Origin of the sequence: Pseudomonas sp. TMW 2.1634, from assembly GCF_001703595.1 — a bacterium.
Classification (GTDB): Bacteria; Pseudomonadota; Gammaproteobacteria; order Pseudomonadales; family Pseudomonadaceae; genus Aquipseudomonas; species Aquipseudomonas fragi.
Window position 1 is genome coordinate 535319 of the sequence record NZ_CP016849.1, and the last position, 21321, is coordinate 556639.

At 59.0% G+C, this 21321-nt stretch carries 19 protein-coding genes; 9 read left to right on the forward strand and 10 right to left on the reverse strand.

Going from position 1 to position 21321, the window contains the following annotated elements; genetic code table 11:
- Window positions 1–58 precede the first annotated feature (58 nt).
- The 3 genes from BFC21_RS02540 to BFC21_RS02550 all read right to left on the reverse strand — a co-directional run bounded on the left by BFC21_RS02540 (window position 59) and on the right by BFC21_RS02550 (window position 2408).
- On the reverse strand, window positions 59–1135 hold the full coding sequence (locus BFC21_RS02540) for a GGDEF domain-containing protein (protein WP_088377087.1): 1077 nt from the start codon (window positions 1133–1135) through the stop codon (window positions 59–61).
- 125 nt (window positions 1136–1260) lie between these two features.
- Window positions 1261–1977, reverse strand: coding sequence for an HPP family protein (locus BFC21_RS02545; protein ID WP_088377088.1), 717 nt, complete (start codon window positions 1975–1977; stop codon window positions 1261–1263).
- Between the two features lie 161 nt (window positions 1978–2138).
- A complete protein-coding gene (locus BFC21_RS02550) occupies window positions 2139–2408 on the reverse strand; it encodes a hypothetical protein (protein ID WP_120265643.1) in 270 nt (89 codons plus the stop codon).
- Between the two features lie 638 nt (window positions 2409–3046).
- Here BFC21_RS02550 and BFC21_RS02555 point away from each other — a divergent pair.
- The 3 genes from BFC21_RS02555 (at window position 3047) to BFC21_RS02565 (ending at window position 5311) form a co-directional block, all read left to right on the forward strand.
- Window positions 3047–3451 (forward strand): TraR/DksA family transcriptional regulator, encoded by a 405-nt coding sequence (locus BFC21_RS02555; protein WP_016780464.1) that lies wholly within the window; start codon window positions 3047–3049, stop codon window positions 3449–3451.
- Window positions 3452–3620: 169 nt separating this feature from the next.
- Window positions 3621–4961: a phospholipase effector Tle1 domain-containing protein gene (locus BFC21_RS02560; protein WP_120265644.1), complete on the forward strand. Its 1341-nt coding sequence runs from the start codon at window positions 3621–3623 to the stop codon at window positions 4959–4961.
- 131 nt (window positions 4962–5092) lie between these two features.
- Window positions 5093–5311, forward strand: coding sequence for a hypothetical protein (locus BFC21_RS02565; protein ID WP_088377091.1), 219 nt, complete (start codon window positions 5093–5095; stop codon window positions 5309–5311).
- 9 nt (window positions 5312–5320) lie between these two features.
- Here BFC21_RS02565 and BFC21_RS02570 read toward each other — a convergent pair whose 3' ends face one another.
- Complete coding sequence (locus BFC21_RS02570) at window positions 5321–5554, reverse strand: hypothetical protein (RefSeq protein WP_088377092.1); 234 nt, start codon at window positions 5552–5554, stop codon at window positions 5321–5323.
- 376 nt (window positions 5555–5930) lie between these two features.
- Here BFC21_RS02570 and BFC21_RS02575 point away from each other — a divergent pair, with 376 nt between their 5' ends.
- From BFC21_RS02575 to BFC21_RS02590, 4 genes are all read left to right on the forward strand, one after another.
- Window positions 5931–6401, forward strand: a complete 471-nt coding sequence (locus BFC21_RS02575; protein ID WP_088377093.1) for a hypothetical protein — start codon at window positions 5931–5933, stop codon at window positions 6399–6401.
- A 298-nt stretch (window positions 6402–6699) separates the two neighbouring features.
- Entirely contained in the window at window positions 6700–9078 is a 2379-nt protein-coding gene (locus BFC21_RS02580) for an RND family transporter (RefSeq protein WP_120265645.1), read from the forward strand.
- 139 nt (window positions 9079–9217) lie between these two features.
- Window positions 9218–10600 (forward strand): DUF1329 domain-containing protein, encoded by a 1383-nt coding sequence (locus BFC21_RS02585; protein ID WP_088377095.1) that lies wholly within the window; start codon window positions 9218–9220, stop codon window positions 10598–10600.
- 89 nt (window positions 10601–10689) lie between these two features.
- Complete coding sequence (locus BFC21_RS02590; RefSeq protein ID WP_088377096.1) at window positions 10690–12303, forward strand: DUF1302 domain-containing protein; 1614 nt, start codon at window positions 10690–10692, stop codon at window positions 12301–12303.
- A gap of 133 nt (window positions 12304–12436) precedes the next feature.
- On the opposite strand, the gene BFC21_RS02595 is transcribed toward BFC21_RS02590, so the two are convergent.
- From BFC21_RS02595 to BFC21_RS02620, 6 genes are all read right to left on the reverse strand, one after another.
- The gene (locus BFC21_RS02595; protein ID WP_120265646.1) at window positions 12437–13621 is read right to left on the reverse strand and encodes an acyl-CoA dehydrogenase family protein; all 1185 of its coding nucleotides are present in this window, start codon (window positions 13619–13621) and stop codon (window positions 12437–12439) included.
- The gene (locus BFC21_RS02600; RefSeq protein ID WP_120265647.1) at window positions 13618–14790 is read right to left on the reverse strand and encodes an acyl-CoA dehydrogenase family protein; all 1173 of its coding nucleotides are present in this window, start codon (window positions 14788–14790) and stop codon (window positions 13618–13620) included. The genes BFC21_RS02595 and BFC21_RS02600 overlap by 4 nt, the downstream gene beginning before the upstream one ends.
- A gap of 120 nt (window positions 14791–14910) precedes the next feature.
- On the reverse strand, window positions 14911–15402 hold the full coding sequence (locus BFC21_RS02605) for a CS1 type fimbrial major subunit (protein ID WP_088377099.1): 492 nt from the start codon (window positions 15400–15402) through the stop codon (window positions 14911–14913).
- On the reverse strand, window positions 15399–16142 hold the full coding sequence (locus BFC21_RS02610; RefSeq protein ID WP_095005457.1) for a pilus assembly protein: 744 nt from the start codon (window positions 16140–16142) through the stop codon (window positions 15399–15401). Before BFC21_RS02610 ends, BFC21_RS02605 begins: the two co-directional genes overlap by 4 nt.
- Before the next feature lie 93 nt (window positions 16143–16235).
- The gene (locus tag BFC21_RS02615) at window positions 16236–18764 is read right to left on the reverse strand and encodes a CS1-pili formation C-terminal domain-containing protein (RefSeq protein WP_162939278.1); all 2529 of its coding nucleotides are present in this window, start codon (window positions 18762–18764) and stop codon (window positions 16236–16238) included.
- 108 nt (window positions 18765–18872) lie between these two features.
- Window positions 18873–19364, reverse strand: coding sequence for a CS1 type fimbrial major subunit (locus BFC21_RS02620; RefSeq protein ID WP_120265649.1), 492 nt, complete (start codon window positions 19362–19364; stop codon window positions 18873–18875).
- A 480-nt stretch (window positions 19365–19844) separates the two neighbouring features.
- On the opposite strand from BFC21_RS02620, the gene BFC21_RS02625 reads away from it, so the two are divergent.
- Window positions 19845–20399 carry a PadR family transcriptional regulator gene (locus tag BFC21_RS02625; protein WP_088377103.1) on the forward strand — a complete coding sequence of 185 codons (555 nt, stop codon included), beginning with the start codon at window positions 19845–19847 and terminating at the stop codon, window positions 20397–20399.
- A gap of 155 nt (window positions 20400–20554) precedes the next feature.
- On the forward strand, window positions 20555–21319 hold the full coding sequence (locus BFC21_RS02630; RefSeq protein WP_120265650.1) for an enoyl-CoA hydratase family protein: 765 nt from the start codon (window positions 20555–20557) through the stop codon (window positions 21317–21319).
- Window positions 21320–21321: the final 2 nt, after the last annotated feature.

Sequence of the window (21321 nt, forward strand, 5' to 3'; positions counted from 1 at the left end):
GAGACCGCGTTGTTTGCATCGCAGGCAAGCCTGCTCCCACAGGTTTAGCGGTGTCTTTCTATGAGTAAAAACTGAACCGGTCCTTGCCGCTGTTCTTGGCCCTGTACAGGGCCTTGTCGGCCTTGGCCAGCGCCTGGTTGAGCGTGTCGGCATCTTCGACCCGTGCCAGGCCGATGCTCACCGTCACCGGGTGTTCATCGGGGTCTTCGCGCACCTGGCGACACAAGCTGGCCATCAGCCCCTCAACGTCTTCGCGGCGTACGCCTGACAGGTACACGGCAAACTCCTCGCCGCCCAGGCGCGCAAACTCATGCCCGGCCATCACCGCCTTGATACTGGCGGCTGTGCGCTTGAGCACCTCATCACCCATGTCATGGCCGTAGCGGTCGTTGACCTTCTTGAAGTTGTCGATGTCGATCATTGCCAGGTAATGATCGTGTTCACGCGGCATGGCCCCCAGGAGCAGGCCGGCATGCAGCATAAAGGAGCGCCGGTTGGGGATCTCGGTCAGGGCGTCGATATAGGCCTGCACCGACAGCCGCTTGGACATGATGTAGTTGTGCAGCTTGATGCGGCGCAACTTGAAAAAACTGTAGATTGTCAGGCTGCACAAAAAAGTGAAATAGCACAGGATCAGCAGGCCGCGCAGGTCCATGATCGAGGCTTGAGTCATCAGGAACGGGTTGAGCAGCAGGCAGGTGATCGCGGCAACGCCCAGGAAGGCCCAGCGGCTCAGGGGCAGGACCGAGGCACTGTAAAGGATGCTGGAACTGGCCAGTGCCAGCCAGATGGGCTGTGTGTCGGCTGGCAGGCCAAAGGTGACCAGGCGCAAGCCCAGGGTAATGACCGCGACGAACATCAGGTTGAGTACGTCGAAATGCCGGTAACTGGGAATAAAGCCAAGAATGATGGTGAGCACCGCCATGACGCTGATAAACAGCAAGGACAGACCGGTAAAGCCCTGGCCGCCCTTGAAACTGACAATCAGGTTGAACAGCAACCAGATGGCAATGCTGGTGATGTAGGTCAGGCGGCAAAATTTGCGCAGTTTTTCGAAGTCATGTTGGGCAAATTCAGCTTGCAAGGCAGGTGGCGCAGATTGTTTGGAGATCTCGGATTCAATGGTTTTGAGCATCGCACGCCTTGGACACTGTCGGATGACGGACTCCGGGCAAAACGAGTTTAAACATCTCCCGCCCGGGTTACACCTGTAACCCTAGCAGGAGTTGGCTGCATATCGAAACGCGTCCGGCGTGCGGTTCAGCCGTTGTGGCTGAACACTTCGCCGATACTGCGACGGCGTGCCTGTTGCTCACTGGCCCGGATCAGTTCTTCAAGGTCTTCGGGGGTTACGTCTATAAACGCATCCATTTGTTGCAGCGCGTTGTGCAAATCCTCGGCGGTAATGCCCGGGTCGGCCGGGGCCTGCCCGGTTACCACTACAGGGCTGGGCTCGGCGGGCTTTTTCGGGTAACGCACGCGGGTCAGGTTGTTGTAGGCCAGCGCCGCGAGCAGCATGCACACGGCGCTGAGCATCACCGGCGCCAGTACGCCCCAGCCCAGGCGGGCGCTGTCGGGGTCAGCCAGGACCACCAGCAATGCCAGGGCCCCGGCAGGCGGGTGCAGGCAGCGCAGCAGGCACATGCACAGCAGGGCAACACCCACGGCCAGGCAGGCGCTGTCCAGGCCGCGGCCGAAAAAATACACCACGCCCAGGGATACCACCGTGGCGCACAAATAGCCGCCGACGATCGACCAGGGTTGCGCCAGTGCCCCGGAGGACACCGCAAACAGCAAAATGGCCGAGGCCCCCAACGGGCCGATCAGGTGCATGGCCACGGGCAGGCCGAAAAACTGGCTGCATACCCAGACACTGAACAACGTGCCAAGTGATACGCCAATGGCAGCGCGGCTCCATTCGGAGGGACGGGTGTTCGTAGCCGCAGGCAACAGGCGGCTGATCCAGCGGGTTGGCATGGTCAGGGGGATCCGGTTTTGTGGAACGGGCGGGTAAAAAAAGGGCCTGGCGGGTTTACCGGCAAGCCCTGGAAAATGTTCCTTCATTTGGGGGAGGAACCGGTGCAGTCTGCACGGTGAAGAAGCAATCAACAAATGCATAATAATGCTGATTAACTGCATTATTTTTGATGGATGGCGCTGTGAGGGGGTGGCCAGTCGCTGGCGAGCTTGCCCAATACGCGCTCATAGACGTCATTGTTCAACAGTCGCTGCTCCATGATGCTGCGCACCTCGGGGCTATTGGCCAGCGGGCCTTTCAAGACGATCAATGCATCCCGCAGTTTTATCAGTTTGCACAGTTCCAGCAGGCAGGTATCCGCTGCGCAAGCCTGGGCATTGGCGTTTGACTCCGGGCAGGGGGTGGCTTTGGCAATCACTGAGTGGCTCATCACGTTGTGCTCCCTATATAAGGGTATAGATGCATGGAAGCCTGTCGCGGATAGCCGCGGTCACGATACAAGCAGTGACATCTCGGCCATTTACTCGGCTGGCGATCTAGGCTTGGGGCAGTGATTGTAAGGTGACCCAACAGCGCGGTATTGTCAGGAATTACGCTGCTGTGCAGTAGATTTACGCAGATACTCGCAGGATTGTTCGATAGGCAGAGTGAGTAATTTGAACGTGTCGGTTAACGCTCATATTTGGATATAAAAATCCTGTTGTCGGTTGCGCCCTGCGCGCATCGGCATCCGCCCTCACTGTTGAAACGGTCGGGCGAGCAGCGCGTGGTCGGGTGATCGGGTTTTTGCGCTTGAGGTGTGCATTTTCAGTCGGAACATGGAATTTCTTGCTATAAACGCACTCCATTAGCCCCTGTTAAACACGTTTTTCGTCACTTTCCAGGTTTTGCTGGACAAATAGGTGCGTTTTCAGTTGCTGAGTCGATAACTCGGCCTTAGACTGCCGCCCCTCGTAAATTGAGTGCCGGGTGGCGCTTGAAATAGATGGCACCTAACTGGTTGGGATGAAGATCGGTCAGAACGCTCCCTAATTCGCCTTAATGCACGTATTTTTTATAGAGAAATCAATGACAAAGGATAAGTTGCTGGCCATGCCGGCGGATGACTACATGAATGCCGAGCAACATGCTTTTTTCAGCGAGCTGTTGCAGAACATGAAGGTCGAAACCCACGAGCGTATCGAGCAGAACCGCATCGCGATCGAGAGCCTGGACACTCCCGCCGACCCGGCCGACGCCGCTTCGGTTGAAGAAGAACGCACCTGGCTGGTAAACGCCATCGACCGTGACCAGCGCATGCTGCCTCAGTTGGAACAGGCGCTGGAACGTATCAAGGACGACAGCTTCGGCTGGTGTGACGACAGTGGCGACGCAATCGGCCTCAAGCGCTTGCTGATCAGCCCGACCACCAAGTACTGCATCGAAGCTCAAGAGCGTCACGAGCAGATCGACAAGCATCAGCGTCAAGCCTAAGCGCCTGACCTTGCCGCAGCCGCGCCATGCGGCTGCGGCAGCTTTACGCCCCCAGTTGTAATTCCCCGCTAAAATTAAAAGTAGACGTTGAGCCAAGTGTTCCGGTTGCGTGCCTTTATATTTGGCACGGCGTATTTACGCCAATTTGCATCAATCGAGGGCCTGGGTCATGAGTCGCTCAAGCAATACGGGACACGTATTGCGTGTCGGTATTTTTTTCGATGGCACCGCCAATAATCAGTACAACAGCCAGCTGGGGCTGGAGCGTCAGGCCCAGGGCCTGAAGGTCGATCCGGGCAGCAGTTATGCCGGTGCCCCGACCAATATCGCTCGCCTGCACCAGCACTATCCCGTGCAAACAACCTTCAGCGATGGCCAGGCGGTGACCTCGCTCTATATCAGCGGTATCGGCACCACCACCGGCGCGGCCGACAGCCCGTTTCCGGGCCTCAGCTATGGTCGTGGGCGTACCGGGGTGCTGGGCAAGGCCGATGAGGCCGGTGCGCTGCTGAGCCAGAGCCTGGAGCGGTTTGTCCGTTTGCTGGCGCCCAACACCCTGAATCGCTTGCAACTGGACCTGTTTGGCTTCAGTCGCGGTGCGGCGGCGGCCCGGCATTTTGCCAACCAGGTGCGCACCCTGCCTTTGCGCCAGCAGTTTGCCTTGGCCCCTGATTTCAAGTGCTCCATTGAATTTATCGGCTTGTTCGACACTGTCGCGGCAATGGGCGGTCTGGAGGACCTGGGCAACGTGGCCGATGAGATCAACCCGGGGCTCAACCTGTATCTGGCGCCTGATTGCGCGCAACAGGTCGTGCAGCTGTGCGCGCGGGACGAATACCGGCGCAACTTTGCCCTGACCCGCATTGCCCCTCAATGGCCGCTGGATATTGCGCTGCCAGGTGCCCATGCCGATCTGGGCGGCGGTTACCCGCTCGAGATGCTGGAGCAAGTGCAATTAAGCCGTTGGCAAAGCAATCTGGTCAGTGCCTCCACCCCCGTGCGTCTGACCCAGGCCTGGAAGCTGGCCCAGGCGCAGTTGCAGCTGTGGCAGGACAAAGACCTGATCGACCCGCAGGCAATCGATGATGGCGTGCAGGTGCGCATCGAGGAGCACAAGGCGGGCACCCGCCAGGACCCGATGAAGCGAGTCCAGGCGGCGGTCTTTATGCAGCGCCACGTACGTGGTCATTTGTCCAGGGTGTACTTGCGCCTTATGCACGCCCTGGCCCGGCAACACGGGGTACCGTTTGCCGCGCTGAGCGATGCCCAGGATGCTTTGCCTGCCGAGCTAATGCCCATCGCCGCCAGGCTGCAGGAGCAGTTGGCCAGCCCGGCCAATGCATTAAAGCTGACCCCGGCCCAGGAACGTTTGCTGCGCCAGCGCTATGTGCATCAGTCGGCCAATTTCAATGCCAATGTGGGGGAGGGCCTGGGGGTGCTGGACAAGGCTTTTTTCAATATCCCCCAAGAAGGCGGGCGCTTTGTCTACGAGCAAAAGCCCCCCGCTTGAACATCGATTACGGCGGCATTGTTACCGCTGATGCAATGCAGCTATGCAGGGCATAGCTTTTTCCACCGACCCTAACTCTTTAAGATGGCCGACATCGTTAGGTGACTAACTAAATAGGTGGAGTAGCCATCATGTCCAATCGGGTTGATGTTGCTGTGATGATCGGCACGGGCGTGCCTCAGGGGTTGCGGGCCACGGGGCAGAAGGTGTGCTGGGTTGTGCTGGTCAACGGTGAGCAGCGCGGTACGGCGTTCTCCAGCCGCAGTGAAGCTGAAGAGTGTCGCGCTGCCTGGCTGGCGCAGCTGAGCGCCAGCGCGTGCGCAATGCAGGTTCGGGCCCAGCGTGCCTGAAAGGGGGTCTCAGGATGGATTCAGGGCGCCTGCGTCCACCGCGAGTTTCAATTCCTGAGCCGAACCCTTGGCGGCCGTCTCAGCCTGCTCGGCTGTCTTGAACCAGCGGTCTTTCTCGACCTGATGGTAAGTCACGGTTTTCAACGGTGGCTTGGCGCGCATCACAATCACGGCCTGAAACTCACCATCGACTTCTTTGGACTCGCCGCGGATAAAAAATTCGCCAATATCAAATTCCGTCACGTGTCGCTTTCCCTTCGAGGTAATGAAGCCGGACAACCCGGCGGCATGGGCCAGGCTGATTTTTCGGGCAGTATGGCAGTTGTTGACAGCCAGCGGCGCAGTTAACGACGAAAGCCTTGTAGAAGCTGGCGCCAATCAAGAAAAAATCACCGATTCCCGGACCGGGATGTGGATGTGTATACCCAACTTTGGGCATGAGCCGGTAGAATGGTGCTCCGGTTGTATTTTTTAGTCTTGATGCCACATGCCACTTCTGACTCGAGCAGTCAGGAGATTTTGCTGTACCCGGTTTTTTAAAATAAGTGGGCCAAGGCCTTTATTCTGCTGCCTGTCATTTGTTCTGGCAGCGCCACTTCACGTTTTCGAGGGTTTTTCGTTGGCAGTCAGCAATCTGGAAATGCATGCGTTGTTTGTTCTGGGTGATTTGCGGGCACGTTTGGTAAAACTGTTCCAATCCCGTTTTGTGTACGTCACCGAGCAGAACGCCGAAGGGATTTACATCGCTGAAATCGACACTGAAGAAGCGCTGGTGGTAGATGACAAGCCAGGCCTTGGGCTTAAGGTGGGTGACCACTTTCGCGCTGCCGTCCTGCCCAGCCGTGAAGGCGGCAAGCTCGACATAAAATTTCGCGATATCAAGATGACGATCTACGGCATTGGTGATTACGCCTATGTCAGCTCCCCTCTGGGCGAAGGTATCGTCTTCAAGGAAGGCCAGACCGTGATGCTGATTTTCGCCGCTCACGACCAGCTCAAGGAAGGCCTGAGCAAAACCCTCAAGGCGGTGACCGCCAAAGCGGCCAAATGGCCCAAGGGCGAGTTGGCGTTCAAGGCCAGTAAAGAGTGAAACCGCCCGTAGCCGCCTGTAGTCGCTGAGGAGCGCAGCGAGGCTGCGATCGGCTGCGAAGCGGCCGTAAACCCGGAGCACTCGAAGTGTCTGGAGTACCGATGAACCTGATTCCACGGCCGCTGCGCGCCCGATCGCAGCCTCGCTGCGCTCCTCAGCGGCTACAGTTTTCGGCCTTTGTATAACGCCCACCTGCTCTCCATCCCTCAAACAGCCTAACCCTTACGGACGATGTTCCAGGCCAGGCCCCGTTTGATGATCGCGATCACTTTCAACCAGTGTGCGAGGGACCGCGAGCATGGGCGCTTTTGTCTTGTCATCGGCTGTGCAGCGCTGCGCCGAGCAATTAATGGCCCGGCGCAAAGTCCTGCTCGGCTTTTTTATGCTGCTGACCCTGGCCCTTGGTTACAGCGCCACCCATGTTCGGCTGGACCCCGGCTTCAACAAGCAGATCCCGGTGCGTCATGCCTACATGCTCAACTTTCTGGATTTCAGCCGCATTTTTACCGGTGCCAACCGCTTGCTGGTCAGCGTGCACTGGAAAGGCGAGGGGGATATCTACAACCCCGAATTCCTCGAAACCCTGCAACACGTCACCGACGATGTGTTCTATATCTCCGGGGTCAGTCGCCCCAGCGTAACGTCGCTGTTTACGCCCAACGTGCGCTATATCGAAATCACCGAAGACGGTTATGTCGGTGATCTGGTGGTGCCACCCCAATACGCCGCCACGCCCGCCGACTTGCAGCAAGTGCGCAGCAATGCCGCGCGCTCGGGGCAGATCGGCCGTTTGCTGGCCAATGACCTGAAGTCAGCGCTGGTGCGCGCCGACCTGCAGGACATCGATCCCAAAACCGGGCAGCCGGTCAGCTATGCGCAAGTCGCCCAGCGCCTGGAGGATATCCGCGCCAAATACAGCAACGCCGACATCGAAATCAACATCGTCGGGTTTGCCAAGCTGGTGGGTGACGTGGTTGAAGGGCTCAACACGGTGATGGGTTTTTTTGCCATCGCGTTCCTGATCACCGGCGCGTTGCTGTGGCTGTATTCGCGCTCGCTGCGCCTGACCCTGGTGGCCCTGTTTGTCGCCTTGCTGCCGGTGATCTGGCTGCTCGGCCTGTTGCCGTTGCTGGGCCTGGGTATCGACCCGATGTCGATACTGGTGCCGTTCCTGATCTTCTCCATCGGTGTGTCCCATGCCGTGCAAATGACCAACGCCTGGAAGCAGGAAGTACTGGCCGGGAGTGATTCGGTGAGTGCGGCCAAGGCGGCGTTCAGCAAGATTTTTATCCCCGGCGCGCTGGCGCTGCTGATGAACGCCCTGGGCTTCGGGGTGATCATGCTGATCGATATCCCTATCGTGCATGAGTTGGGTGTTACGGCCTGCATCGGCGTGATGCTGATGATCATCACCAACAAGATCATGCTGCCGCTGATCATTGCCCACCTGACGCTGGAGCCACGCTTGCTGACGGCTCAGGCGCGCATTGCCCGTTCACGCCACCCGCTGTGGTGGCGGCTGTCGGCGCTGGCCACGCCCGGCCCGGCACTTTGGGTCTTTGCCTTGAGCCTGGTCTTGCTGGTGGCCGGCGCCTACAAGGCCCGTGATCTGGCGACCGGTGATATCGGTTCCGGCGCGCCGGAGTTGCGTGCCGACTCGCGCTACAACCAGGACAACCAGAAAATCATCAGCAATTACGCCATCGGCCTTGATGTGCTCTCGGTGTTCCTGACCATTCGCGATCGCAGCGAGGCCTGCCTGGACCCGGCCGTGATGCGCGCGGTGGAAACCTTCGATTTCAAGATGCGTGAAGTGGCCGGTGTGCAGTCGGTGCAAAGCGTGGCGGGCATGAGCAAGCAGGTGATTGCCGGCAACAACGAAGGCAACCCGCGCTGGGCGGCCATTCCGGGTTCCGCCCAGGGTTTGCAGCAGGGCGCGTACGCCTATTCGCCAGACTCGGGGCTGGTAACGGACGGCTGCCAGCAGATGCAGATTCTGGTGTTCCTGACCGACCACGAAGGCGCCACCGTGGCCCATGTGCTGGCTGAGGCCAAGCGCATCATCGCCAGCATCCATGTGCCCGGTGTGGAGTTCAAGCTGGCGGGGGGCAATATCGGCGTCATGGCGGCCTCCAACGAAGCGGTCAAGCAAGCCGAAGTGGTGATGCTGGCGGCGCTGTTTTTCTCGGTGGCGCTGTTCTGCCTGCTGACCTTTCGCTCGGTGCGCGCGGTGCTGTGCATTCTGGTGCCCCTGGCGATTGTCGCGGTGCTGTGCAATGCGTTGATGGCCTTGCTGGGCATTGGCCTCAAGGTCGCGACGTTGCCGGTGATGGCGCTGGGCGTGGGGGTAGGGGTGGACTACGGCATCTATCTGTACGAGCGCATCGAGCATGAAATGGCAGCCGGGCATGACCTGCGCGAAGCGTTCTACCGGGCCATGTGCCAGCGCGGCACGGCGGCGGTTTTCACCGCGCTGACCATGTCGTTGGGGGTATGTACCTGGGTGTTTGCGCCGCTCAAGTTTCAGGCCGACATGGGCGTGCTGCTGGCCTTTATGTTTATGGTCAATGTGCTGGGGGCGATCTTCCTGCTGCCGGCACTGGCCGCGTGGTTCAACCTGGGCAGGCCGTTGGTGCAGCCCGGGATGCTCACGATTGCGCAACCAGCCAGCGCTTGAGTGGGCGCCGGGTTTCAGGTGGGAGCGGGCTTGCTCGCGATTCAAGCGCCGGGATGTATCAGCCAGACCTCGTCGATCCAATCGCGAGCAAGCCCGCTCCCACACGTAAATGTGCAAGACCAATAAAAAGGAGAACTCCATGGGACGCATCACCCACATGGGCGGCTGGCTGTCAGTCGCTCTGGTATTGCAGGGTTACAGCGCGCTGGCGCTGGCCCAGGCCCCGGCCGATCAAATCGCCCGGCTGGGCAAGGACCTGACCTGCGTCGGCGCTGAAAAAGCGGGCAACGCCGCAGGTACCATTCCTGCTTTTGGCGGGCAATGGCTGGGCGCGGCCCCGGGGATGAAATTCGAGGGCACGGGCAAACACCCGGTCGACCCCTATCCTAATGAAAAACCGCTGTTTGTGATTACCGCGCAAAACCTCGGCCAGTACGACGCGCACTTGTCCGAGGGGCAAAAGGCCCTGTTCAAGCTCTACCCGCAAACCTTCCGCATGCCGGTTTACCCTTCGCATCGTGACTTTCGTTTTTCTGACACGGTATGCAAGGCCACCCTGGAAAACGCCGCGACCGCCAAGCTGGTCGACGATGGCGAAGGGGTGGTGGCTCGCACCGGTGGCGTGGCATTCCCCATTCCGCAAAACGGGATCGAGCTGCTGAAAAATGCCTCGCTGTTCACCGTGCGCGCCTGGACCGAGGAATACACCTCGGACAACGCCTATGTGCTCAAGGACGGCAATATCAACTGGGGCCGCGTGCACTCGCGCAACATGGCACCGGGGCTGGAACCGGGCAAGATCGGCGACACGGTGGGCAACTCGTCTTTCTACCTCAACGAAACCCTGCTGCCACAGCGCGACAAGGGCGAAATCAACACCGGTACCGAGTACTGGAACGACAAGACCGAACCGCGCCAGAGCTGGCGCTATGACCCGGGTACGCGCCGCGTGCGGCAGTCGCCGGGATACGGTTTCGACATGGCTTTCCCGGGTTCCGGCGGTTCGATCACCGTCGACGAAGTGCGCATCTTCAACGGCTCGGCGCAGCGCTATAACTGGAACATCGTCGGCAAAAAAGAGCTGTATATCCCGTATAACACCGCGCGCCTGCACGGCAATGACCTCAAGTACGCGAGCATGCTGACCCCGGGGCATATCAACCCGGACAACATGCGTTACGAACTGCACCGCGTGTGGGTGCTCGAAGGCGTGCTCAAGCCTGGCAATCGCCATCTGTATGGCAAGCGCACGCTGTATATCGATGAAGACAGCTGGTTCCCGATCATGGGTGACAACTACGACAACCGTGGCGAGCTGTGGCGCACCTCGATGGTCAATTACTTCTACGCCCCGGAAACGCAAACCTGGCAGGCCGGTGTTGGCCTGTACCACGACTTGAATGCCGGCAGTTACCTGGCCTTCAACCTGATCAATGAACAACGTAACGGTTATGTGCTGAACAAAGGCGGTTTTGCTGCAGGCGACTTCGGCCCTGAAGCGGCACGCCGGGCCGGCAAGTAACGCCCTGACTCCACTCAGCTGTCTGCCACGGGCCTCGCCTGTGCGCAGGTGGCCGGGCGGAGCAAAACAACAATAACAAGGAGCAAGGCATGTTCAAGCACTACTCGCGTTTTGTCGGCACCGGTTTGCTCTCGGGACTAAGCGGACTGGCCCTGGCTGCGCCGACCCTCGAGCTGGGTGAAAACACCACCCTGGACTCGTCGCTGACCGTCAACTACACGGCCTCGATGCGTACCGAAAAACCGGATCATGAGTACCTCAACAACATCAACTACGACGATGCCACGCGCAACTTCAAGCGCGGTTCATTGATCAACAATCGGGTCAGCGTATTCGGCGAATTGATGCTCAAGCACGACAACCTCGGTGCGGTGATGCGCGCCAGTCATTTCTATGACGAGGTCTACCATCAGCGCAACGACAACGACTCGCCGGACACGGTGAACAAGACCGGGCGCTACAACGACTTCAGCCGGGACACACGCAAACTCAGCGGCAGCAAGGCGCGGCTGCTGGATGCTTATGTGTATGGCGACTTTACCGTCAATGATGACCAGTACCTGTCGCTCAAGGCCGGGCGGCATCTGGTGGCGTGGGGCGAGAGCCTGTTCTGGCCCAACATCAGCCAGGGCCAGGCACCGGTGGACTCGACCAAGTTCAACGTGCCGGGTACCGAAGCCAAGGATGCCTACCTGCCGGTAGGGCAGGTATCGGGTTCGTGGTCGGTCAACGAGGACCTGGCCCTGCTCGGCTTCTACCAATACAAGTGGGAAGAAACCCAGCTCAACCCGGTGGGTGACTACTTTGGCAGCGACACCTTTGGCCCGGGGGCGGAGTTTTTCCGCTTGGCGCCGGGTATCGTCGACAATCTGCCCAACGGCGCAGCGGTTGGCTACGGCGGCTCGGTCAAGCCGGGCGACAGCGGTGAGTGGGGGCTGGGCACGCGTTACCGGTTGACGCAAAACACCGAGATTGGCCTGTTCCATTACCGTTATCACGACCGCGTGCCGGCGCTGTTTTTCGACTTTACCGGGCAGACCCACTATTCCTCGCTGAACAAGGCGGGGGGCAGCGGCAATGGCCCGAGCTACCAGCTGGGCTACTTTGACAACATCAAGCTCACGGGCGTGAGCTTCACCACCAAGGCGGGTGATTCGGTGCAGTTTGCCGGAGACCTGAGCTATCGCGACGGTGCGGCGGTGTACCTGAGCAATGGTGCCCCGGCGCGCGGGCAGGTGTGGCAGGGCAACTTGAATGCCGTGTACATGATCGGCCCGACGTTTATGGCGCAGCAGACCACGTTGATGACCGAAGTGGTGCACCAGCGCATCCAGGGCGTGGATGACCTGACCATTACCGGTGGCGGGGCGGGCACGGACGGGACTTTCAACAAGTACGTGTATGACGGGCAAACACGGGGTTCAAGCCTGCTGGGGATCGGCGCGTATTTCGACCATCCCAACGTGTTCAATGGCTGGGACCTGACCACCAAGGCGACCTGGACGCAGAATATCGATGGCAGCGCCTATTCGGGGCTGGGTCGTGCTGAAAAGCGCCTGACATTGGGCGGTGATTTCAAGTACCTGGGCAACTTCCAGATGGGGCTGACCTATGTGGCGTACCTGAGTTCGGCCGATATTGCCCAGGGGCGGACAATGGCGGATCGGGATTACCTGTCGTTTAACGGCAAGTACACGTTCTGACCCTGGCCCTCACGCCAACCCTCTCCCGAAGGGAGAGGGAGCTGGTCAGTGGAGATTTTGAAGCCGCGCGCGGTCAGTTCCCTCTCCCTCCGGGAGAGGGTTAGGGTGAGGGTGCTTTTGATTCTCAGCCCGTCTACCGCGCCTCCCGCGGCATTCCCAAGGCCCGCTCGGCGATGATATTACGCTGGATTTCGCTGCTGCCGCCGTAGATGGTGTCCGCCCGGGTATACAGGAACAACGCCTGCAACCGGGTCAGTTCATAAGGCCCGCCCGCCAGCAGCTCCGCATCAGGGCCCAACACGTCCATTGCCAGCTTGCCCAGTTCGACATGCCAGTTCGACCACGCCAGCTTGTAGATCGTCGCCTCGGGTCGCAGGCTGCCGTCCTGCTCGCCTGACAGCATGCGCAACGAGTTGTAGCGCAATACCCGCAAGCCGCTCCAGGCCCGGGCAATACGCTGGCGCAGCAGCGGGTCCTGTGCCGCGCCATTGGCCTTGGCGATGCGTACCACCTCGTCCAGCTCATTCTGAAACTGCATCTGCTGGCCCAGGGTCGAGACCCCGCGTTCAAAACCCAGCAGGGCCATGGCGATTTTCCAGCCATCGCCCGGCTGGCCAATCAGGTTGTCGGCCGCAGTCGTAGCCTGATCGAAAAATACCTCGTTGAATTCACACGAGCCGGTCAGTTGCCGGATCGGCTGCACCTTGATGCCACTTTGCTGCATGGGCACCAGTAAAAACGACAACCCGCGATGGCCCACGCTGCCCGGCTCGGTGCGGGCCAGTACAAAACACCAGTCTGCTTCATGGGCCAGTGAGGTCCAGACCTTTTGCCCGCTGATCAACCACTGCCCGCTGCTGTTGTCGAAGCTGGCGCGGGTCTTGATATTGCCCAGGTCCGAGCCGGCCCCTGGTTCTGAATAGCCCTGGCACCAGAAGTCCTGCCCGGCCAGTATCGGCGGCAGAAACCGCTGCTGCTGCTCTGGCGTGCCAAACACCGCAACCGTTGGCCCCACCAGGCCTTCGCCAATATGCCCCATGCGACCGGGGCCGCCAGCGCGGGCGTACTCTTCAAAAAAGATCACCTGGCGGTTGATGCTCAAGCCGCGACCGCCGTGCTGCGCAGACCAGCCTGCGCCAATCCATTGGCCGGTGCCCAACACCTGCTCCCAGGCCTTGCGCAAGGCCGGGGCGAAGTCTTCATCCCCCGGTCCGCCACGAAAGCGCAGGGCTGCGAACTCGCCTGTCAGGTGGGCTTGCATCCACTGCGCCACTTGCTGGCGAAACTGCTCATCGGCGGCGCTGAATCCAATATTCATGACAGCTCTCCAAAGATCTGTTTGGCCAGTTCTTCGCGGTGAAAGGCAGGGGAGCCCAGCAACTGCTCACTGGCACGAGCCCGCTTAAAGTACAGGTGCGGGTCATATTCCCAGGTAAAACCCACGCCGCCATGCAACTGGATCGACTCGGCGGCGCAATGAAAAAAACCTTCACTGGCGTGGATCTTCGCCGTGGCTGCCGCTTCGCCCAGTTGTTGTTGCGCTGCCGGGTCGCCGTCGATGTCCAGGCATTGAGCGGCGATGCAGGCGGCGTAGTAACTGGCCGACCTTGCGCATTCCAGCGCCAGCATCAGATCGGCGCAGCGGTGCTTGATGGCCTGGAAACTGGCGATGCGCCGCCCAAACTGTTCACGGCCGTTGATATAGCTCAGGGTCATGTCCATTGACTGTTGCGCGCCACCCGTCTGTTCGGCGGCCAGGCCGATACAGCCAATGCGCAGCACGTCGCGCAACATTGGCCAACCCTGGCCGGGTTCGCTGAGCAGGTGTTCATCGTGCAACTGCACATCGTTGAGGCTGACAGTGGCCAGGCGTCGGGTCTGATCGAGAGTGGGTTGAGAGTGACGCTCAACCCCGGGGGTGTTGGCGGCTATGGCAAACAGCCTGATCCCTGCCTCACCGACGCTGCCCGGGGTGCGGGCAGCGATGATCAGCACATCGCAGTCGGCCCCATCGATCACATGCAGGTACTGACCGTTGAGCCGGTAGCCGCCAGCGCAGCTTTGTGCGTACACCTGCACGGCGGTGTCATCCCAGCGTGGAGCGCTGGCGTAAGCCAGGCTGGCCGTGACTTCACCCGCCGCAATCAATGGCAGCCAATGCGTCTTGAGGGGTTCGTTGCGGCTCAGCAACAGCGCGGGCAGGGCCAGGCAGCAGGTGGCGTAGAACGCCGAAGGCAGCAAGCGCCGGCCCAATTGTTCCTGCAGCAGGCACACTTCGACAAAGCTCAGCCCCAGGCCGCCATAGGCCTCGGGGATGGCCAGGGCAGGCCAGTACAGCTCACCTGCAATGCGTGCCCAGGTAGACGGGTTATAGCCCTGTTCGCTGGCCATGGCCGTGCGCACTTCGGCGGAACTGGCCACCTGGGCCAGAAAGCGTTCGGCAGACGCTTGAATCATTCGCTGCTCGTCAGACAGGGCAAGCTCCATAGGGCGGCGCTCCTCGCAGGATTACGGATCATGCCGCCAGCATGAAAGCGTGCTGCATGGGTGCAATCCCTGACTCGGACTAGTCCCTTTGAGGGCTTGTGCTGTCGCCTTGCCGGTCGATCAAGGCGCCAGGGTCTCGAACAGGATCAGGACATTGCCGTCATACTTGCCCGCCTCGTACCCTTGAGCCGGTTTGACGGCATCAATGCGCAATGGCACCCGCAGACCGTAGCGCGCTTGCTGTTCATTGGCGATGACGCTATCGGTCAGGGTCAACAGCTGGTTGTTGAGCTTGACCTGGAGCGGGATCTCGAACTTGTTACTGGACAGCTTTGGCTCGTAGCCCAACCGTGCGGTTATAGCGCCACCGCTGCTGAGTACGTCGAAGAATGCCTTGATCGGTACAAGGTCCAGATGCTGTGGATTCCAGCCCATTTGATGTTCACGCTCAAGAAAACCCGGGTCAGCAGGCAGGGCATAGAACTCCTGGGTCGGGATAGAGACCGTGACCTCAAAATCATGCACTTCGCGCACGGCATGCACTGTGCAATGAGTCGCCAGCAACCCTGCCGCCAGTGCATAGCCCAGGGTGTGCTTGGCGAACAGTTTCATCGGCCTTTTACCTCGATGTTTTTCTTCACATGGCCCTCTATCAGATTGAAGCGATAGTGGCGGTCTGCCTCTTTGGTAAATGTCATGAAGCGGCCGGGCAGGACATGATGCAAGGTGACGGGTTTGCAGTCCTGTGCATCCTTGAGCGAGCAGTCCTTGAACGCTTCGAGCACCACCACCGTGTTGCCGTTGTTGCGCAGGGTATACTGCAGCGGGGTGTCTTCTATCCGGGTATCAAACCTGGCGTTTGCAGGCCTGACGATAAAAACTGTGCCGTAGCCAGCCATCACATTGACGCCGGCCGACAGGCTTTTTTTGTACTCACTGACTTCACCCTCGCTGATGGCGAACTGATCTTCCTTTTCAGGCACTACGGGCACAAAACGAACCCGGTAATAGCGCTCTTTGTCGCGGGTGCCCTTGAACACCAGTCGCGTGCCCTGATTGCCCTTGGCTGGCACAATCAGGCGGGCCGGGCTGGCGATCAAGCCATCGCGTGTGGGGGAGTTGCCCTTGCTATTGAGCGGCACTTCTTCGTGTGTGCCGTCCGCCTTGTAGACGATTTCCAGAATTGAAACACGCACAAACGCCGTGCTGCTGCCACCGTTGTACACCCGCTTTAAATACGAGCTGTGCCCGGCGTCCATATAGTCGAAAACGCTTCCGATGTTGATGTTGGGGCTCGCCATTGCGCCCAGTGAGTAAAGGCACAGGCCCAATATCGTAATGACAAGTTTCATGGTTGTTTCCCGCGTTGTGTTTGCTGCCTGGCAGCATTGAGTTTCTGAACCCGATGAACGGTTGCAACCCCAGCGCTACTAACCCGTTGTCGCCTACAAGCCTGCTACGTTGTCACCCGTAACCGACCTGGTCAGCGTCTCAGGGATGCAGCGCACGTCGCCGATTTCCAGGACGTTGGCCTGCATTGCTGTTGTGCTCATGTCGATTGCCAGTTGGCAGAGCAATGCTTCGCCCTTGCGCACTTCGAGCGTGGGCGCTCCAGCGTTCATTTCCATCGAGAAGAACCTGTCCACTTCACTGACCCCACGGCTGGCATGGTTGATGATGTGATGGCCCTTGAGCGGTTTGCCCTGCTGGTCCAGCAGGCGCCCAAGCACGGTGACGGTTTTGGCCACATTAATCTTGCGATAGCCCACGCCGCCCTTATTCAGGTGATAGCGCGTGCGCGGTGGCTGGATCGCAGCAGCAGGGACATCGGTGCCCTGGAAGTCGAAGCTGACCGAACTGTTCTTGTAGGCGGTAATGGGGATAAAGTTGCGGCCCGGGCGCAGTATCGTACTGCTGCCGCTCAGGTCATCGGCGCGCAAGTCGATATCGGCTACATCGGACTCCACATCAACGATCAGCCCGGCCCCCTGGCCCCCGGGCTGGCTGGTCATGGCCAGTGTTGAGCCGTTTAAGGCCACGGTGCTGTCCAGGTTCAGGCCGCCACTGAAGTTGCCGTTGTAGGAGGAGCGTTGCAGGAACAGGTCGCCGCCAAAGGCATCGGACTGGAAGCTGGTGCGCCCGTTGAGCCCTATGCCATACACATCGATGTTTGCCGTAGCTGCCACGCTTTGCAGGGTATGGTCCTTGAGATCCTTGCTGTAGCTGAGTGAAGCGTTGTTGTCGCGTTCACCGTCGCGGCTGGTACGCGAGCCCAGGCTGGCTGACCAGCGCTCGCCCGGACCGCCTAGGGCAAGGCTGAAACTGAGGTCGAAGCCGCGGTTTCGCGTGTCGGCGCTGCTGAGGCTGGCCGGGCGGTCAAATACCGATAAACGCCAGTTGCCATCGCTGCCAAACAGATGGGTCATTTGCGTCCAACCTAGATCCAGCCCGTATCCTTGGGTGTAACCCTTGCTATGGGACAGACGCGCGCTGAAGGTGTTTCTGACCCCGAAGCGATGGTTCAAGGACGCCGAAGAGCGGCTGACCTGCCCCAAATAAGCCGTCTTTGGGCGCAGATAGGTGCCATCCGGCAGGGTTTCATAGGTGTCGCGGGTATCGAGCCAACTGCGGTTGTGCGTAAAGGTGATGCTGCCCGTGCCATAGTTATACTGGCTGTTGAGGTCGACACCCGTGCCGTGGTTTTTGGTCTGGTAGAGGTTGGCGTAAAAGCCGGCAGCGCCGCTCAGCGTCCAGTCAATGGAGGTACCCCATTGCGCGTTACCCTTGACCTGGCGCCCTGAGACACCCAGTACCACGCGCGGATGCAGCAGGTAATTAACGGCGCCGCCGGCGGTCATCTCGCCGCTGGCCTGAGCTTCCCAGTTGCTCAGCAACGTACTCTCACGGCCGGCAAACAGGTTATAGCGCCAGGGGTTGTCGAGGTTGCGCCAGTTGCTCGGCTTGTACACCAATTCCGTGGTGGTACTGCTGACCTGGTCATCCTCGACCAGGCGCACTTGCACTTCGTAGATCCCGCCCGGCAGGGGGCGGGTGTCCAGACTTTGCAAGCCGGCAGCGACCGGTTGGGTGTTGATCAACACGCCGTTACGATAAATTTGCGCCGTCGCCTGCCGGTTAGGCGTGACATAAATGGGGTAGACGCTGGGTTTGGGCAGGGTAATGCTCAAGCTGTCTGAGCTGCCGTACATTACGCCAAACGCCGTATCAGGGTTGTCCCCGAGTATGCGGATCTGGCGGGTCAGGCCTTCTGACCCGGGGGTAAAGTAACCCAGGCGCAGGAAGCTGCCTGGCAGTTCGCGCTGGGTGTAGGCCGAATACACTGCGTGCCTGATCTGGTTCTCTTGCGGGCCGCCGATGCGATTCAGTTGCAGGTTGAGTGTCTGGGTCCAGTTACCCAGGCTGCTGCTGGCCTCCAGACCATAACGGCCGCCCAGGTATTCCTGCTGGCCACCGGTGAGGTTCAACTGGTTACGCAGGATCAATCCGGTGCTGCCATCGATGGGCAGGTCGTAGTATTGGCTTTGCTGGAATTGTTGTTCGGCTTTTGCGGTCAGCAACGAGACCATTGAGTTCTCAAGGTTGTAGTGAATGGCAAGCAACTGTTCGGGGCATTTGCTCGTGCAGGCTCCCAGCGGGGTACCCTGTTTGAGATGATCCGCCCATATGTCCCGTTCATTGGGGGATATCTGGCTTTCGTTGTAGTCCGTGAATGCGAGCAGCGTGATACGGTCATCCCGTGACAGCACAATAAGGGCTTCTCCGACCAGTTGACTGTCACGCTCCACTTGTACGGCCAGCGGCACATCGAAAAGATGCTCTTCAAAGTCTGCCGGCAGCCCCTTGGCCTGCTCCAGCAAACGTTTTGGCGTGATGCTGTTGCCTGCAGCCACTGCAAGAGTCGCAAAACACATCAATGAAGCAAGTGTTACCGCGATGCATGTCATCGGGAACATGTTCACCATACTCTGCTATCAAACCAATAATTTACTTGTGGTGCCCGTTCAGCGAGTGCACTGAACGGGCACCAAGTGCTACCGAATCAAAGGGCCATAGCCGAACTGTTATGGTGCCGTGCTTTCAAAAATCACAGTGAATGACGCGTCATAATTACCCGAAGCGCCGCTTGGAATAGGACCAGGGGTGATTATCAGGTCGGCTGATCCCCCGCTATTGGCAAGGGTTTGCGCCACTACTTCCTGGGCGGTGCCAGTCAGGACTACGTTATTGAATTTGGTGGTTAGCGGTATATTTTGAGCGCTGTTGCCGTTGTAGAGATTTGAAACGCCGCCCTCAATAAAAGCCTTGATCGCGCCCGCCGTGCTTTTGTATGTGTAACGCTGGCTCAGGCCGCCCAGGCTGGAGTTGGTCGGGTTGTAAGCCAGCACTTCTGCTTGTCCGAAGTTTGGATTGGTTGGCAGTGCTTGAAACTCGGTGCTTGGAACGACTGCGCTGATATTGATTGAGGTTGAAGAGGTGTTGGCAACTGCCATGCTTGCCGTCGATGTACCAATGATCAGGGTGCCAAGAATTACAGCGATTTTGCTTTTGAACATAATTGGGTACCAGTAGGTCAATTAGACTCTCAGGGAGGGTGAGACTTTCAACTGTATACGGGGCGAGAGCGAAATCTCTAAACTCCGTTTGTAGCGCCAGCTCAGGTTAAAGGAAGACAATAGATAAGTAAGTAGTCATACCATCCAAGCTTTTGTAGTCTTTTTCAGATATGAGCAGAAAGATATGTCTGATATTTGAATTTAGGCTGTTTTCCGGTTGTGAAATTATTAGATATACAATTTTTGGGAAGCGCGTCTGGCTGTGTTTTTTTTTGTGGATGCGTATGGGGGAGGATTGTGAGGTGGGGCGGGCTGGAAAGTTATATCGTTAATATCAATTTAGTTGTGTCGTAGTTGCGGGGTATATCGTATTTTTTGTTGCTGTGTAACTGTATTTTGGCTGGGGTTGTGTTAATGGCTTGAGTTGAAAATTAAGTTGTGTTTTAACGTGGGCTCTGTTGAATGAAATGGAGTGCGAACATGAGTAGCCAATATAAGTATCAACATGAGAGCGATTTTGGCGAGGTAATGGATAAACGCTCAGCGCGAGAGCGCGGCAGCCGTAACCCGAGGGTTTTTGCCGCCGGTGACTTGAAGTTGTTGTTGCTGTCGCTGGTACGCGATCAACCGCGCCACGGTTATGACTTGATCCAGCAAGTCGAGGCCCTTTTCGATGGCGCCTACAGCCCCAGCCCGGGGGTTATTTATCCAACAATGGCGTTTCTGGAGGCCGGCCATCTGGTGGTGGCCTGCATGGAAGGGGAGAAAAAGTGCTACAGCATTACTGAGGCTGGATGCACTTATTTGACCCAGCAACACGTTGCCCTCAATGGGGTGCGCATGCGCATCGATGTCAGCAGGCGCTCGCTGCGCAGCCAGGGCCGACCGGAAGAAATCCACGAGGCCGTGCATAACCTGCGTCATGCCCTGCAATTGCATCAGGGGCTCTGGAGCCCGGCCGAGATCCAGCGAGTGCATGACTTGCTCAATAACACCGCCAAAGCCATCGTAGACGGCCCGTCCGGGTTTGAGTAAGGCAGCACGTGACGCCTCGCGGCCGCTGATGAACCGGTACCACCCGGTGCGTCAGCGGCTGCATCGCCTGCACTCGCGTTAGTCTCAACGGACGATGATCACGCCGCAGCGCATTCCCATACTGCTCCCATGCCTTTGCCAACCCGGGAGCACCTGTGAACAGCGCAACTCATACCGCATTTCACACCAGCATCGACGCAGGCGTCGCTGAGCTGGTGATCGACCGGCCACCGGTCAATGCCCTCGACAGCCAGCAATGGCTGGACCTGGCGCATGCCCTCGAAGCCCTGGGCCAGGATCCGCAAGTGCGGGTGATTGTGGTCCGTGCCGAAGGCCGGGGTTTTTGCGCCGGGGTCGATATCAAGGAGCTGGACGCCCACCCTGAGCTGATCGTCAAGGTCAACGCGGGTAACTACGCCACCTTCAAGGCGGTGCATCGCAACCCGGTGCCGGTGATTGTTGCAGTACATGGTTTTGTACTGGGCGGCGGGATCGGCATTACCGGCGCGGCGGATATCGTCGTGGCCTCCGACTGCGCAACGTTTGCCCTGCCGGAAGTGGACCGTGGCGCGATGGGTGGCGGAGCGCACCTGCAGCGTTTGTTCCCGGTGCAAAAAGTCCGTTATCTGTTCCTGACCGGCGACAAGATCAGCGCCGTCGACGCCCAGCAATACGGCTTTATCGAGCGCGTGGTGCCCCGCGAGCAACTGCGCGAAACGGCTCTGGAGATTGCCCGCAAGATCGCCAGTAAAAGCCCGGCGATGATCCGCATCGCCAAGGAAGCGCTCAACGGTATTGAAGACGGCAACCTGGAAGACAAATACCGCTGGGAGCAGGGCTTTACGCTGCAGGCCTACAACTGCGCGGACTCCGCTGAAACCCGTCGCGCGTTCGTTGAAAAACGCGACGCCACGTTCTGAGG

Excerpts from the sequence above, each read along its gene's own strand:
- BFC21_RS02540 (WP_088377087.1), bottom strand. The coding sequence starts at position 1,135 with ATGCTCAAAACCATTGAATCCGAGATCTCCAAACAATCTGCGCCACCT.
- BFC21_RS02545 (WP_088377088.1), bottom strand. The coding sequence starts at position 1,977 with ATGCCAACCCGCTGGATCAGCCGCCTGTTGCCTGCGGCTACGAACACC.
- BFC21_RS02550 (WP_120265643.1), bottom strand. The coding sequence starts at position 2,408 with ATGAGCCACTCAGTGATTGCCAAAGCCACCCCCTGCCCGGAGTCAAAC.
- BFC21_RS02555 (WP_016780464.1), top strand. The coding sequence starts at position 3,047 with ATGACAAAGGATAAGTTGCTGGCCATGCCGGCGGATGACTACATGAAT.
- BFC21_RS02560 (WP_120265644.1), top strand. The coding sequence starts at position 3,621 with ATGAGTCGCTCAAGCAATACGGGACACGTATTGCGTGTCGGTATTTTT.
- BFC21_RS02565 (WP_088377091.1), top strand. The coding sequence starts at position 5,093 with ATGTCCAATCGGGTTGATGTTGCTGTGATGATCGGCACGGGCGTGCCT.
- BFC21_RS02580 (WP_120265645.1), top strand. The coding sequence starts at position 6,700 with ATGGGCGCTTTTGTCTTGTCATCGGCTGTGCAGCGCTGCGCCGAGCAA.
- BFC21_RS02585 (WP_088377095.1), top strand. The coding sequence starts at position 9,218 with ATGGGACGCATCACCCACATGGGCGGCTGGCTGTCAGTCGCTCTGGTA.
- BFC21_RS02590 (WP_088377096.1), top strand. The coding sequence starts at position 10,690 with ATGTTCAAGCACTACTCGCGTTTTGTCGGCACCGGTTTGCTCTCGGGA.
- BFC21_RS02595 (WP_120265646.1), bottom strand. The coding sequence starts at position 13,621 with ATGAATATTGGATTCAGCGCCGCCGATGAGCAGTTTCGCCAGCAAGTG.
- BFC21_RS02600 (WP_120265647.1), bottom strand. The coding sequence starts at position 14,790 with ATGGAGCTTGCCCTGTCTGACGAGCAGCGAATGATTCAAGCGTCTGCC.
- BFC21_RS02605 (WP_088377099.1), bottom strand. The coding sequence starts at position 15,402 with ATGAAACTGTTCGCCAAGCACACCCTGGGCTATGCACTGGCGGCAGGG.
- BFC21_RS02610 (WP_095005457.1), bottom strand. The coding sequence starts at position 16,142 with ATGAAACTTGTCATTACGATATTGGGCCTGTGCCTTTACTCACTGGGC.
- BFC21_RS02615 (WP_162939278.1), bottom strand. The coding sequence starts at position 18,764 with ATGTTCCCGATGACATGCATCGCGGTAACACTTGCTTCATTGATGTGT.
- BFC21_RS02620 (WP_120265649.1), bottom strand. The coding sequence starts at position 19,364 with ATGTTCAAAAGCAAAATCGCTGTAATTCTTGGCACCCTGATCATTGGT.
- BFC21_RS02625 (WP_088377103.1), top strand. The coding sequence starts at position 19,845 with ATGAGTAGCCAATATAAGTATCAACATGAGAGCGATTTTGGCGAGGTA.